We start from the raw sequence: 14,085 nt of genomic DNA, 5'->3' as shown, positions 1-14,085 counted from the left end.
CGCAAGCGTATCCCACTCGCGGGACGTCATCCTCGGGCTTGACCCGAGGATCCACAGCCGTTGCGTGGATGGTCGGGTCAGGCCCGACCATGACACAGGAGAGGTTTGCGCAAGCTTCGGCCTGTAGGTCATGGGGTGAAAATGGGCGACGCGTGTGACGCGCCGCCGCCTCTCATGACGAGACGGGAACTCTTTCGATGGCGCAAGTACCGGCAATCAGCATTCCGAAGGTGAGCCCCAGCGGCCGCGATATCGCGTTCGCCGTGGGCATCCTGACGATCCTGTCGATCCTCTTCCTGCCGATACCGGTCTTCATGATCGATATCGGCCTGGCCTTCTCCATCGCCTTCTCTGTCCTGATCCTGATGGTCGCGCTGTGGATCCAGCGCCCGCTCGATTTCTCGTCCTTCCCGACCGTTCTGCTGATCGCGACGATGATCCGGCTGGCGCTCAACATCGCCACGACCCGCGTCATCCTCTCGCACGGCAACGAGGGCCATGATGCGGCGGGCGGCGTGATCGCGGGTTTTGCCAGCCTCGTCATGTCCGGCGACTTCGTCATCGGTCTCATCGTCTTCATGATCCTCATCGTGGTGAACTTCATCGTCATCACCAAGGGCGCCACGCGTATCGCCGAAGTCGGCGCGCGTTTCACCCTCGATGCCATTCCCGGCAAGCAGATGTCGATCGACGCCGACCTTTCGGCGGGCCTGATCGACGAGAAGCAGGCGCAGTTGCGCCGCCGCGAGCTGGAAGAGGAAAGCTCCTTCTTCGGTTCGATGGACGGTGCGTCGAAATTCGTGCGCGGCGACGCGATCGCCGGCCTGCTCATCACCGCCATCAACGTCTTTGGCGGCATCATCATCGGCTATTTCCGCCACGGCATGGAACTGTCGGAAGCCGCCGACGTCTTCGTCAAGCTCTCGGTCGGCGACGGCCTGGTCTCGCAGATCCCGGCCCTCATCGTCTCGCTTGCCGCGGGCCTCATCGTGTCGCGCGGCGGCACGGCCGGTTCCACCGACCAGGCGGTCGTCAACCAGCTCTCCGGCTATCCGCGCGCGCTCTTCGTCGCCGCCGGCCTGATGATGGTGCTCGCGATCATTCCGGGCCTGCCCTTCTTCCCCTTCATGACGCTGGGCGGCCTCATGGCCTTCGGCGCCTGGATCATCCCGCGCCGCATCGAGGCTGAAAACCAGGCGCGCCGCGACGACGAGGCCAAGCAAGTCCAGCAGACGCGCGACCAGGAGAAGGATTCGGTCAAGTCGGTGCTGAAGACCGCCGAAATCGAGCTTCTGCTCGGCAAGCAGGTCTCGACGCGCCTGCTCGGCGCGCACCAGGAACTCGCCTTCCGCGTCGGCAAGATGCGCAAGAAATTCGCCGGGCAATACGGCTTCGTGGTGCCGGAAATTAAGGTTTCCGACGACATCTCGATCCCCGACAAATCTTACCAGATCCGCATCCACGGCACGACGATCGCGTCCAACATCGTGCGCGTCGGCGAAGTGCTGGTCGTCACCGGCGGCGGGCGCAAGCCGAGCGTGCCGGGCGACGATATCCGCGAACCCGCCTTCGGCATGCCGGCGGTCTCGATCCTCGAAACCTTCGCCGACGACCTGCGCCGCGAAGGCTTCCACCCGATCGACAACGTCTCGGTGGTGCTCACGCACCTCTCCGAAGTGATCCGCAACAACCTGCCGCAACTCCTGTCCTACAAGGACGTCAAGGTGCTGATCGAGCGCCTCGACCCGGAATACCGCAAGCTCGCCGACGAAATCTGCTCGTCGCACATGTCCTATTCCGGCCTCCAGGCCGTCCTGAAGCTGTTGCTTGCCGAGCGCGTCTCGATCCGCAACCTGCACCTCATCCTCGAAGCGGTCGCCGAACTCGCCCCGCATGTCCGCAAGACCGAGCAGATCGTCGAGCATGTCCGCATCCGCATGTCGCAGCAGATCTGCGGCGACCTCGCCGAAAACGGCGTGCTGCCGGTGCTGCGCCTCGGCAACAAGTGGGACATGGTCTTCCACCAGGCCTTGAAGCGCGACACCAAGGGCGAAATCGTCGAGTTCGACATCGATCCGCGCCAGCTCGAAGAGTTTTCCGAGCAGGCAACCCGGGTTATCCGCGAGTTTCTTGACCGCGGCACGCCTTTCGTACTGGTCACGTCGCCCGAATCGCGCACTTATGTGCGCATGATCATCGAGCGCCTGTTCGCCACATTGCCGGTTCTCTCGCATGTCGAGCTCGCCAAGGGCATCGAGATCAAGATTCTCGGCTCTATTTCATGATAACGGACCCGCAGGGCACGGTGCTGGCGCTGTTCGCCGCCTTTTGCCGTGTCGGCGGGTGTTTCATGCTGCTGCCGGGTTTCTCCTCCGCGCGCCTCTCCATGCAGATCCGCCTGTTCCTGGCGGTGGCGATTTCCATGGCGGTGCTGCCCATCATGTGGGACGTCATCTACCCGCGCACCTCCGGTTCGCTCGACGGCTATCTCAAGCTCATCGTCTTCGAAACGCTGACCGGCGCCGTCATCGGCCTGATCGCGCGCTATTACGTGCTCGGCCTGCAATTTGCCGGCACGGTGCTCACCATGATGATGGGCTTCAACGCGCCGCCGACGCCGGACGTGCTGGAAGACACCGCCGAAAACCAGCTCACGAACCTGCTGTCGTTTGCCGGCCTGCTCGTGCTTTTCATGCTGGATTTCCACCATGTCGTCATGCGGGCGCTGATCGAATCCTACAATGTCATGCCGCTCGGCGAAGGCTTCAATCCGCAGAGCGCGCTGATCTCGCTCACCGATACGCTGAGCCAGACCTTCATGATCATGCTGCGGCTCGCAAGCCCCTTCATCCTCTACGGCCTGGTGTTCAACGTCTCCATCGGCCTCGTCAACAAGCTGGCGCCGCAGATCCCGATCTACTTCGTCTCGCTGCCCTTCATCATCCTGGGCGGCCTGGTGCTGATGTATTTCGGCATTTCCTCGCTGCTTGAAATTTTCGCGGCCGGCTTCATTCCCGTCTTCCAGGGGCGATGACGATGGCGCAGAACCGTTCGGACAAGCTGAAACGCCTGGTCTCAGTGCAGCGGCACCTCGAAAAGATGGCCGAGATCGACCTCGCCAACACCACGCAGCAGCGCCAGGAAGTGGCGGAGACGATGGACGCCGTCATCGGCGCGATCAACTCGCTCGACCCGGTGCATCGCAGCTTTTCGCGCCACTATTCCGGCCAGTACAGCAAGCTCCAGCAGCAGGACCAGATGCTGGCCAACGTCCAGCAGATGCACGAGATGCGCGTCGTGCGCGAGCGCACCAAGGGCGACCGCATGGAAGAGCACCGCAAGGAAGCGCGCAGCGCCGAGGACCGCGAGGCCGCCGACAATTCCATCTACGACCTCATCGACCAGCACATCGCCTACAAGAAGAGCGACGACTAGGCGTTCTTGCCCAAGCCTCTGTAATGAAACGCGATTTAACGCGGTCTCATGGAAGCTTGCGTCAGAGTGGATTCGGCAGCCGATGCCGTCACGACTTCGTCATCCGCCACCAGCCTCCCGTAAGGTTGAGCAGCGATAGTCGCATCAGGACGATGACGAGGTTTGTCGAAGCAGCCGCAGGTGCGGCGCGGACGATCCCGATGTCCCAAACAGTCAAAGGCCGGCGGACCGCCATGAGGACGGGTCCGGCTTGCAGGAAACACCTGAAAGGCTTTAGGACGTGGCAATTTCTCCCCCCAGCGATCTGGTGCTCGATGTCGTGCGCGCTGCCGACCCGGCCCAGGTTCAGGAAGCGCAAGCCAAGCTGAAATCGAACCGCGCCGCCTTCGAGGCGACGAGCCTTGCGGAAGCGGGCGCCGGTTTCCAGGCCACCGTCGGCAGCATCCTCAACAGGGATTCGGCCGGTGCGCATGCGTCGAGCCAGGGTGTGTCCGCCGTCGGCGGCAAGTCCGTGCCGGAGCACCTGCGCAAGTTCGAAGCGATGGTGTTGCAGAATTTCGTGAAATCCATGCTGCCCGCAGACAGCGAAGAAATGTACGGCAAGGGCACGGCCGGCGAGATGTGGCGCGGCATGATGGCCGACCAGCTCGGCACGGCGATTGCCAAGGGCGGCGGCATCGGCATTGCCGAAAGCCTGGCCAAGAGCAGCGGCATCGGCGCCGCGTCCCCGGAAAAAGACAAGAATACCGACCGTGTCGCATCCGGCATGGTGCAGGCCCTGCAGCGGGAGGCCTTTGCCGACCTGACGCCGGGCATCAAGGAACATGACAAGAAAAGCGTAAGCGGAGCATAACAAAATGGAACAGGCGACCAACGAACTCCGGATCCGCACCGTCCTCGGCCGGCTTGAGACCATCATCGACAACGAGAACGACAATATCGGCAGCGATCCAGAATTCGACCTGCCGACCTCGAACGCCCACAAGAGCCGCTGCCTCTACGAGCTGGCGATGCTGACGCGCGACGTGCGTCCGGACGAGGTGCCGCGGACGTTTTCGACGCAGCTCGGCCGCGTTCGTGAAAAGCTCGCGACCAACGCCCAGCGCGTCTCCGCCCATCTCGATGCGGTGCGCGAGGTGGTCAGCATCCTGAAGAATGCCGTGCAGGACCTCGAAGCCGACGGCACCTATTCGCAGGAACAGTTCCGCGTGAGTTACGGCACATGATCAAGCTCATCGGCACCGGCGTCTGGATCCTCGCGATCACGCTCGCCTCGGTCTATTTTTCGCTGAAGATGGCCTCGGCCCCCAAGGTCGATACGGCCGCCGCAGAGCGCGAGGCGGCCATGGAGTTCGTCAGCGGCTATACAACGACCGTGCCGGTGATCGGGGAGGGCGGCGTCAGCGGCTACCTCCTCACCAAGCTCGCCTACAAGGCGAACAAGGAGCTTGCCGCCAAGCAGACCGTGCCGCTGCCGCAGATGATCACCGACGAGCTCTACACATTGCTCGTCGGCAAGAAGATGATCGATGTGGCGACCGTCGGCAGCTTCGACGTCGATGCCTTTCGCGGCATCGTCAAGGAGGGCCTGAACCGCCGGTTTGGCGCGGAGGTGATCGCAGAGGTCTATGTCGAGCAGATCGACTATATTACCACCGCCTCCGTGCAGGACCCGGCGCCGAAGAAAGGCCAGACGCTCGTCAAGGGCGAGGTTCCGGCTGGCAAGCCCGCGGAAAAAAGCGGCGGGCATTGAGACCCACCGCCTGAACACATTTCTATCGGTTGAGAAGAGCCGGCCGCGTCAGAGCGAGCCGGCTTTTGCCGTATCGTTCCTGTCATGCGCCTCGCCCGTGCCGGAAAACTTGTAACGCAGCACATGGTAGAGGAAGGAAAAGTCGGCGCGGCTGAGGCGCGATGGCGCCTTCACCAGTCGGTAGAGCCATTCGAGCCGCAGCCGGCGGATTCCGCCCGGTGCGGCGTGCGGCGCATCGGCGACGACGTCGAACAGGTTGCCGACGCTCAGCACCAGCCGGGCATGGCCGGGGCCGACATGGCGGTCGATCCATTTTTCCTGCGCCGGGCTGCCCATCGCGACGAGCAGGATATCGGCATTCGCCTCGCGCACCCGCTCCATGACCGCATCGGAGGCCGCCCGGTCGAAGAAACCGTCGGAAATCGGCAGGAAGTGATGCCAGGGCGCGTGCCGGCGAAAATTCTCCGCCGCCTGCATCAGCGTCGCCTGCTGCGCGCCGATCATCGCCACGCGCATCGGCCGAGCGAGATAGGTGAGCAAAGCCGGCACGAAATCCGTGCCCGTCAGGTTTGCCGGGAACTTGCGGCCGTGGAACAGCATGGAGGCGATATCGACGCCGTGGCCATCCGGCAGCACGATCTGGCGCTCCAGCACGGCGCGGTATTCCGGATCGCGGATCATCAGGTTGGCGTTGCCGGCATTGATGAAGGCGATGACGCTCTGCCCGAAGGGCATGGTCGCCACCTCCTCGGCAAAGGCGAAGGCCTCCGCCCAGCCGAGATCGCAGACCGGCAGGCCGAGAATATCCCGTTGCGAGGCGACGATATTGCCCGACATAAGGTTCATGACAAGCTTCCTTCCGGGACGGTCTTGGCCGATCCCGCAATGCGCGTTCTGTTCTACGTCGGGTTTAACAACTCCGCCTGAAGGGCCATTTAAGGTTTTCGGGAAAAGCCTATGCGTGGCGTTCACGCTTTCCTAACCATGTCGCCGATCGTTCGTATAAGCTGCTGAAATGAAGAGATATTTTTTGCGAACCGCCGCGGCTTTCCATCGGAAGAAACCTTGTGGTTGCGTCAAAAAAGGACTTTTCGCCTACCTTGCGGGCTCCGTCATGCGGCAGGCATGGCTCTCGCATCGCTGACAGGAAAATCCACCGGACCGACGGTTTCCCGCAACGCGCGCTTGAAATTATGTGTTTTGGACAGCATAGGGCGTTAAGAGGCCATCCCGCCGCGCGGCCGCCCCACTAGAGTGGGGCACATCATTCAGGGAGAGAAATGTGACCACCATTATCGATGGGAAGCAGGTTGCCGCTTCCGTGATTGACGCCGTGAAATCCGCAACCGCCGCGCTGGAGACGGATGCGGGCGTGAAACCCGGCCTCGCCGTCGTCATCGTCGGCGACGATCCGGCCAGCCACGCCTATGTCTCCTCCAAGAGTCGCATGGCCAAGGAATGCGGCTTCACCTCCATCCAGCACACGCTGCCGGAAGAGACGACGCAGGAAGAACTCGCCCGCCTCGTAGAGACGCTGAACGCCGACGAGAGCGTTCACGGCATCCTCGTGCAGCTTCCCCTGCCCAAGCACCTGAATTCCGAGCCGATCATCCAGTCGATCAGGCCGGAAAAGGACGTCGATGGCCTGCATGTCGTCAATGCCGGCAAGCTCGCGACCGGCGATCTCGACGGCGGCCTCGTTTCCTGCACGCCGGCCGGCGCCATGGTCTTCGTGCGCCGCACCCATGGTAACGACCTCTCCGGCCTGAATGCCGTGGTGATCGGCCGCTCGAACCTGTTCGGCAAGCCGATGTCGGCCCTGCTGCTCGCCGCGAACGCGACGGTGACCACCGCCCATTCGCGCACCAAGGACCTCGCCGGGGTCTGCCGCAATGCCGATATCCTGGTCGCCGCCGTGGGCCGTCCGGAAATGGTGAAGGCCGACTGGGTGAAGCCGGGCGCGACCGTCATCGACGTCGGCATCAACCGCATTGCCGCACCGGAGAAGGGCGAGGGCAAGTCGCGCATGGTGGGCGACGTCGCCTTCGAGGAATGCGCCAAGGTCGCCGGTGCCATCACCCCGGTCCCGGGCGGCGTCGGCCCGATGACCATCGCCATGCTGATGGCCAACACCGTCATCGCCGCCTACCGCAAGGCCGGCAGGATGCCGCCGAAGTTCTGATTGTCACTAGATGTAAGGCGCCCCGCGGGGCGCCTTTTCATTTTCCCGCCGGCGCCGGTCCCGTCGAGGCGCGCACGATCAAATCCGTTTTCCAGAGCTCTTGCTGCGGCAGGGTTTCGAGATCGAGAATGCTGGCGATCAGGCGGCGGGCGATGCGCTGGCCGGCGGCGCGCAGCGACGAGCGCGTCGTCGTCAACGGCACCATGAAATTCTCCGGCTTCAGCATCGGCAGCACGTCGTCATGGGCGATGAGCGAGATATCGACGCCAAGCTTCAGCCCCGCCTGGCTGATCGCCCGCACGGCGCCGAGCGCCAGCACGGTGCTGGAGCAGAGCACGGCGGTCGGCGGCGTTTCGAGCTGGAGGAAACGCTCCATGGCGCGAAAACCGTGTTCGTCCGTCATCTGCGAATGTTCCACGCAGTCGTCGCGCAGCACCAGGCCATACTCGGCGAGCGCGCGCACGGTGCCCTTCTTGCGGCGGATCGAATAGGCGAGATAGTCGGGACCGTTGAGCAGCGCGAAATGCCGGTGGCCGAGCTGCGCAAGCAGGCGTGCGGCATCGTAGAAGGCGCCGGTATTGTCGATGTCGAGGAAGGGATAGTCGTTCGGCACGCCGATCGACCGGCCATGCACGACGAAGGGCGTCTTCAGCGTCTTCATCATGGCGATGCGCGGATCTTTCACGCGCATATAGGCGAGGAACAGCGCATCGACATTGCCGCTCGCCACCAGCCGCCGGCAGGTCGCGACCTCTTCGTCCGGGTGGCTCGGATTGATGACGAAATGAAAGTCGTGCTTGACCGCCTCGTCGCCGAGGCCGGCGAGGAATTCGCCGAAATGCACGTCGGACTCGATGCCATCGGCGGTCGGCATGACGAGGCCGATCGAGCCCGCGCGGCCGGTTGCGAGGCGCTGGGCGGCCCGGTTCGGGCGATATCCCGTCTCCCGCACGGCATCGAGAACACGCTGGCGCGTCTCGGCATTGACCTCCGGATAGCCGTTCAGCGCTCTGCTCACGGTTGTCTGAGAGAGGCCCAGCAATTGCGATAACTGCTTGAGATTCACATGCTTAGCTTTCTTGAAATAATCGAAGCGCTTTGAATATTTGACTTTTCTGTCCCTGAATTTATCTCAAAGCGTTTTGGCATCTAACATCAGCAAATCAAACAGGAAAAGCTGTTTTGGCTATTTTGCGCCGCAAAACTACGCTGCACTGCGTTAGATACGGCGATTTCACGTTCAAATTGTTGAGGGGTACTTGACGAAGCTTGGGGGGAAATGGGATGAAAGGAAATCCAAAGCGCTTTGAATTTTGGGGTATTTTAGAAGATGCCTGCCCCGGGAGAGGGCGGGATTGCTATGGGAGGCAAATCTCGTGAAAAAGACGTTGCTGATGACGGCTGCGCTCGCGCTTTTTATGGCGGGCGGCGCCGCGGCCGAGCTGAAATTCAAGCCCGGCGAAGATTCCAAGTTCAACTGGCAGAGTTTCGAGGATTTCAAGAAGGGTCACGATCTCAAGGGCCAGACGCTGACCATTTTCGGCCCCTGGCGCGGTGAGGACGAGGCGCTCTTCAAGATCGTCTACGCCTATTTCACTGAGGCGACGGGCGTCGAGATCAAATATTCCTCCTCGGAAAACTACGAGCAGCAGATCGTCATCGACACGCAGGCGGGCAGCCCGCCGGACGTCGCCATCCTGCCGCAGCCGGGCCTCATCGCCGATCTCGCGTCCAAGGGCTACCTGAGCCCGCTCGGCGACGAGACTAAGCAATGGCTGCTCGACAATTACGCCGCCGGCCAGTCCTGGGTCGATCTTTCGACCTACAAGGGCAAGGACGGCAATGCCGCGCTCTTCGCCTTCCCTTACAAGATCGACGTGAAGTCGCTTGTCTGGTACGTGCCGGAAAATTTTGAAGACGCCGGCTATGAAGTGCCAAAGACCATGGAAGACCTGAAGGCGCTGACCGAGCAGATCGTCGCCGACGGCGGCACGCCCTGGTGCATTGGCCTGGGTTCCGGCGGCGCCACCGGCTGGCCGGCGACCGACTGGGTCGAAGACCTGATGCTGCGCACGGCCTCGCCGGAAACCTACGACAAGTGGGTCACCAACCAAATCCCATTCACCGATGCCGCCGTGGTCGGCGCGATCGATGAATTCGGCTGGTTCGCCAAGAACGACAAGTTCGTCGATGGCGGTGCGGCGGCGGTTGCCTCCACCGACTTCCGCGACAGCCCGAAGGGCCTCTTCGCTTCGCCGCCGAAGTGCTACCTGCACCACCAGGCATCGTTCATCCCGTCCTTCTTCCCGGAAGGCACGGTCGTCGGCGAGGATGCGGACTTCTTCTACATGCCGCCCTATGCCAGCAAGCCGGAGCTCGGCAACCCGGTCCTCGGTGCGGGCACGCTCGCCATGATCACCAAGGACACGCCGCCCGCCCGCGCCTTCATCGAGTTCTTGAAGACGCCGATCGCGCATGAACTGTGGATGGCGCAGACGAGCTTCCTGACGCCCTATAAGAGCGCCAACAAGGAAGCCTATGCCAACGCGCCGATGAAGAAGCAGGGCGAGATCCTGCTCAACTCGACGACCTTCCGCTTCGACGGCTCGGACCTGATGCCCGGCAAGATCGGCGCCGGCGCGTTCTGGACCGGCATGGTCGACTTCGTCGGCGGCAAGTCCGCGGCCGATGTGGCCGACGGTGCCCAAAAGGCCTGGGACGCCATCAAGTAACATCCCGGTGAACCGGCGGGCGGCCGCCCGCCGGTTTTCCCAAAGCATGCCGAAGTGCAGCCGGACCATGCGGGCGCTCCGCGTGAGCGCTCGACGTGACCGTAAAAATACATTGCGGGGAAGTTTCCAGGGGAGGGATCGCCATGCAGCAATTGTTATTCGCCATCTTCACGATGGTCGGGGGCGTTCTCGCCTGCGTCGTCTATTTCTTCGGAACGAATTTCCTGCTCGACAGGATCTTCCCCTCCAAGGGGCTGACGGGCGCGCAGGCCTCGAAGAACCTGCGCATCACCAATGCGATCCGGCCCTGGCTGTTCATGGCGCCGGCGCTGCTCGCGCTGTCGGTCTACCTCGTCTATCCCGTCTTCGAATCCGTCCGTCTCGCCTTCCATGACCGCACCGGTCAGCAGTTCGTCGGCCTCAGCAATTTCGCCTGGATGATCAACGACGGCGAGTTCCGCCAGTCGATCTTCAACAATTTCCTCTGGCTGCTCGTGGTGCCGGCGCTCGCCACCTTCTTCGGCCTGATCGTCGCTGCGCTGACCGACCGCATCTGGTGGGGCAATATCGCCAAGACGCTGATCTTCATGCCGATGGCGATCTCCTTCGTCGGCGCCGCCGTCATCTGGAAATTCGTCTACGACTATCGCGCCGAAGGCTCCGAACAGATCGGTATCCTCAACGCCATCGTCGTCGCCATGGGCGGCTCGCCGGAAGCCTGGATGACCATTCCCTTCTGGAACAACTTTTTCTTGATGGTCATCCTGATCTGGATCCAGACTGGTTTCGCCATGGTCATCCTCTCGGCGGCCCTGCGCGGCATTCCGGAAGAGACGATCGAGGCGGCGGTCATCGATGGCGCCAACGGATTCCAGATCTTCTTCAAGATCATGGTGCCGCAGATCTGGGGCACGATCGCCGTCGTCTGGACGACGATCACCATCCTGGTGCTCAAGGTCTTCGACATCGTGCTCGCCATGACGAACGGGCAATGGCAGACGCAGGTTCTGGCCAACCTGATGTTCGACTGGATGTTCCGCGGCGGCGGGGATTTCGGGCGCGGCGCGGCCATTGCCGTCGTGATCATGATCCTCGTCATCCCGATCATGATCTGGAACATCCGCAACGCCACCAAGGAAATGGAGGGCCACTGAGATGATCGCCACGTCCCGTTCGCCGCTCATTTTCGTCGTCCATCTCTCCGTCCTGCTGCTCGTCGCACTCTGGACGCTGCCGACCGCGGGCCTGCTGATCTCGTCGCTGCGCGACAAGGATCAGCTCGCCGTCTCCGGCTGGTGGACGGCGCTCTCCACCTCCTCGCAGAACCTCACCGGCCGCGCCGCGGCACCGGAGGCGCAGGTCGAGCGTGACGGCAAGTTCGTCATATCCGGCAACCTGCTGGAAGGCGGCGACGCGAAGGTCTCCGCCTTCGGCTTCCGCCCCTTGCAGCCAACCGCCTTCGAGGCCGGCACTGCGGCCGATATCGGCGACGGCCAGACGCTGACCGTCAAGGAGGACGGCAGCTACGAGATCGTCTCGCCGACCCGCATGGAAGGCACGCGCGGCCAGCGCATCTTCTACACGGCAGCAGTGCCCTCGCGCTTCACGCTCGATAACTATCGCGAAGTGCTGAACGCGGAAGGCATCGGCGCCTCCTTCATCAACTCGCTGACGGTGGCGATCCCCGCCACCATCATCCCCATCCTCGTCGCCGCCTTCTGCGCCTATGCGCTCGCCTGGATGCCCTTTCCGGGCCGGGCGATCCTGATCGCCGTCATCGTCGGCCTGCTCGTCGTGCCGCTCCAGATGTCGTTGATCCCGCTGCTGCGGCTCTATAACGGCGTGGGCGCCTTTTTCGGCGTGCCGGCAAAAACCTATGTCGGCATCTGGCTCGCCCATATGGGCTTCGGCCTGCCGCTCGCGGTCTACCTGCTGCGCAACTACATGGCCGGCCTGCCGCGGGAAATCCTGGAATCCGCCCGCGTCGACGGCGCGTCCGACTTCGACATCTTCGTGAAGATCATCCTGCCGCTGTCCTTCCCGGCACTCGCCTCCTTCGCCATCTTCCAGTTCCTGTGGACCTGGAACGACCTGCTCGTCGCCATGGTCTTCCTGGGCGCGGGGAATGAGGAACTGGTGCTGACCGGACGTCTCGTGAACCTGCTCGGCTCGCGCGGCGGCAACTGGGAAATCCTCACGGCCTCCGCCTTCATCACCATCATCGTGCCGCTCATCGTGTTCTTCAGCCTGCAGCGTTATCTCGTGCGCGGCCTGCTGGCGGGCTCGGTCAAGGGCGGCTGACGTCTTTCGAAAACAGGAAAACAGAATGACGACGTCGAGTTCAACGCTTCTGACCCCGGACAAGGACTGGTGGCGTGGCGCGGTGATCTACCAGATCTATCCGCGCTCCTACCAGGACACCACTGGCGACGGGATCGGCGATATCAGGGGCATCACCGAGCGCCTCGCCCATGTCGCCTCCCTCGGGGCAGACGCGATCTGGGTCTCGCCCTTCTTCACCTCGCCGATGCGGGATTTCGGCTATGACGTCTCGGATTATCTCGACGTCGATCCGATCTTCGGGGTGCTCGCCGACTTCGACGCGCTGATCGCCGAGGCGCACCGCCTCAACATCCGCGTGATGATCGATCTCGTGCTGTCGCACACCTCCGACAAGCATCCGTGGTTCGTCGAAAGCCGCTCCCGGCGCACCAATCCGCGGGCGGACTGGTATGTCTGGGCCGACTCCAAGCCGGACGGCACGCCGCCCAACAACTGGCTGTCGATCTTCGGCGGCTCCGCCTGGCAGTGGGATCCGACGCGCCTGCAATATTACATGCACAACTTCCTGACCTCGCAGCCGGATCTCAACCTGCACAGCCCGGAGGTGCAGGACGCGCTGCTCTCGGTCGCCCGCTTCTGGCTGGAGCGCGGCGTCGATGGTTTCCGGCTCGACACGATCAACTTCTACTTCCACGACAAGGAACTGCGCGACAACCCGTCGCTCGCCCCCGAGCGCCGCAACGCCCAGACGGCGCCGGCCGTGAACCCCTACAATTACCAGGAACATCTCTACGACAAGAACCAGCCGGAGAACCTGGAGTTCCTGAAGCGGTTCCGCGCGGTCATGGAGGAGTTTCCGGCCATCGCCGCCGTCGGCGAGGTGGGCGACAGCCAGCGCGGGCTCGAAATCGCCGGCGAATACACCTCCGGCGGCGACAAGATGCACATGTGCTACGCCTTCGAATTCCTCGCACCCGAGCCGCTGACGCCGGCCTTCGTCGCCGAGACGCAGCGCGCGCTGGAAAAGGCCGCCCCCGAGGGCTGGGTCTGCTGGGCCTTCTCCAACCATGATGTGATGCGCCATATCAGCCGCTGGGGCAGCGCCGTCACCGATCACGACGCCCATGCCAAGCTCTTGGCGAGCCTGCTTATGTCGCTGCGCGGCTCGGTCTGCATCTACCAGGGCGAGGAGCTTGCCCTGCCAGAAGCCGATCTCGCCTATGAGGATCTCCAGGACCCCTACGGCATCCAGTTCTGGCCGGATTTCAAGGGCCGCGACGGTTGCCGCACGCCGATGGTCTGGGACAGCCAGGAGCAATCCGGCGGCTTCAGCCAGGGCAAGCCCTGGCTTCCGGTTCCGGAGGTGCATCTGGAGCGCGCGGTCAATGTGCAGGAGGGCGACGAGGCCTCGGTGCTCGCGCATTACCGCCGCTTCCTCGCCTTCCGCAAGGAGCACGTCGCGCTGGTGAAGGGCGAGATCGAGTTCCACTCGGCCGAAGGCGCGATCCTCTCCTTCGTGCGCACGCACGGCAACGAGAAGGTCTTCTGCGCCTTCAACATGAGCCCGGTCGCGCGCCTCGCCGACCTGCCTTCCGGCACGCTGGACGTTCTGGAAGGTCACGGCTTCGACAGCATGATGCATGACGAAAACATCGAACTTCCGGCCTGGAGCGGGTTTTTCGCCCGCTTCGCGTAACGGA

General features: G+C 63.0%; 13 protein-coding genes. 11 read left to right on the top strand and 2 right to left on the bottom strand.

Features of this window, described 5'->3' with window-relative positions; genetic code table 11:
• Positions 1 to 197: 197 nt before the first annotated feature.
• The 6 genes from flhA (at position 198) to AC1RWL_RS13460 (ending at position 5,188) form a co-directional block, all read left to right on the top strand.
• A complete protein-coding gene (gene flhA / locus AC1RWL_RS13485; protein WP_439630093.1) occupies positions 198 to 2,285 on the top strand; it encodes a flagellar biosynthesis protein FlhA in 2,088 nt (695 codons plus the stop codon).
• Positions 2,282 to 3,034 (top strand): flagellar biosynthetic protein FliR, encoded by a 753-nt coding sequence (fliR, locus tag AC1RWL_RS13480; protein WP_256120715.1) that lies wholly within the window; start codon positions 2,282 to 2,284, stop codon positions 3,032 to 3,034. Before flhA ends, fliR begins: the two co-directional genes overlap by 4 nt.
• 2 nt (positions 3,035 to 3,036) lie before the next feature.
• Positions 3,037 to 3,435, top strand: coding sequence for a hypothetical protein (locus tag AC1RWL_RS13475; RefSeq protein WP_435267566.1), 399 nt, complete (start codon positions 3,037 to 3,039; stop codon positions 3,433 to 3,435).
• Between the two features lie 280 nt (positions 3,436 to 3,715).
• The gene (locus AC1RWL_RS13470) at positions 3,716 to 4,288 is read left to right on the top strand and encodes a rod-binding protein (RefSeq protein WP_256120713.1); all 573 of its coding nucleotides are present in this window, start codon (positions 3,716 to 3,718) and stop codon (positions 4,286 to 4,288) included.
• 4 nt (positions 4,289 to 4,292) lie between these two features.
• Complete coding sequence (locus tag AC1RWL_RS13465) at positions 4,293 to 4,661, top strand: hypothetical protein (RefSeq protein ID WP_256120712.1); 369 nt, start codon at positions 4,293 to 4,295, stop codon at positions 4,659 to 4,661.
• Positions 4,658 to 5,188: a hypothetical protein gene (locus AC1RWL_RS13460; protein ID WP_435267567.1), complete on the top strand. Its 531-nt coding sequence runs from the start codon at positions 4,658 to 4,660 to the stop codon at positions 5,186 to 5,188. Before AC1RWL_RS13465 ends, AC1RWL_RS13460 begins: the two co-directional genes overlap by 4 nt.
• A 48-nt stretch (positions 5,189 to 5,236) precedes the next feature.
• Here the strand turns inward: AC1RWL_RS13460 and AC1RWL_RS13455 are convergent, their stop codons facing one another.
• On the bottom strand, positions 5,237 to 6,034 hold the full coding sequence (locus AC1RWL_RS13455; RefSeq protein ID WP_439615038.1) for a WecB/TagA/CpsF family glycosyltransferase: 798 nt from the start codon (positions 6,032 to 6,034) through the stop codon (positions 5,237 to 5,239).
• 436 nt (positions 6,035 to 6,470) lie between these two features.
• Between AC1RWL_RS13455 and folD the strand changes: the two genes are divergently transcribed.
• Positions 6,471 to 7,370: a bifunctional methylenetetrahydrofolate dehydrogenase/methenyltetrahydrofolate cyclohydrolase FolD gene (gene folD, locus AC1RWL_RS13450; protein ID WP_493094985.1), complete on the top strand. Its 900-nt coding sequence runs from the start codon at positions 6,471 to 6,473 to the stop codon at positions 7,368 to 7,370.
• Between the two features lie 37 nt (positions 7,371 to 7,407).
• Here the strand turns inward: folD and AC1RWL_RS13445 are convergent, their stop codons facing one another.
• Positions 7,408 to 8,436: a substrate-binding domain-containing protein gene (locus AC1RWL_RS13445; RefSeq protein ID WP_435267570.1), complete on the bottom strand. Its 1,029-nt coding sequence runs from the start codon at positions 8,434 to 8,436 to the stop codon at positions 7,408 to 7,410.
• 328 nt (positions 8,437 to 8,764) lie between these two features.
• Between AC1RWL_RS13445 and AC1RWL_RS13440 the strand changes: the two genes are divergently transcribed.
• The 4 genes from AC1RWL_RS13440 to bglA all read left to right on the top strand — a co-directional run bounded on the left by AC1RWL_RS13440 (position 8,765) and on the right by bglA (position 14,081).
• Positions 8,765 to 10,102: an ABC transporter substrate-binding protein gene (locus tag AC1RWL_RS13440; protein ID WP_493095304.1), complete on the top strand. Its 1,338-nt coding sequence runs from the start codon at positions 8,765 to 8,767 to the stop codon at positions 10,100 to 10,102.
• Positions 10,103 to 10,245: 143 nt separating this feature from the next.
• A complete protein-coding gene (locus AC1RWL_RS13435) occupies positions 10,246 to 11,256 on the top strand; it encodes a carbohydrate ABC transporter permease (RefSeq protein WP_493094984.1) in 1,011 nt (336 codons plus the stop codon).
• A 1-nt stretch (position 11,257) separates the two neighbouring features.
• Complete coding sequence (locus AC1RWL_RS13430) at positions 11,258 to 12,403, top strand: carbohydrate ABC transporter permease (protein ID WP_435267572.1); 1,146 nt, start codon at positions 11,258 to 11,260, stop codon at positions 12,401 to 12,403.
• A 25-nt stretch (positions 12,404 to 12,428) separates the two neighbouring features.
• Complete coding sequence (gene bglA, locus AC1RWL_RS13425) at positions 12,429 to 14,081, top strand: beta-galactosidase BglA (protein ID WP_493094983.1); 1,653 nt, start codon at positions 12,429 to 12,431, stop codon at positions 14,079 to 14,081.
• Positions 14,082 to 14,085: the final 4 nt, after the last annotated feature.

This window comes from Shinella sp. GW821-FHT10F02, from assembly GCF_058809275.1.
The sequence above is the reverse complement of the archived record's forward strand: the minus strand, read 5'-3'. Positions and strand labels throughout refer to the sequence as shown.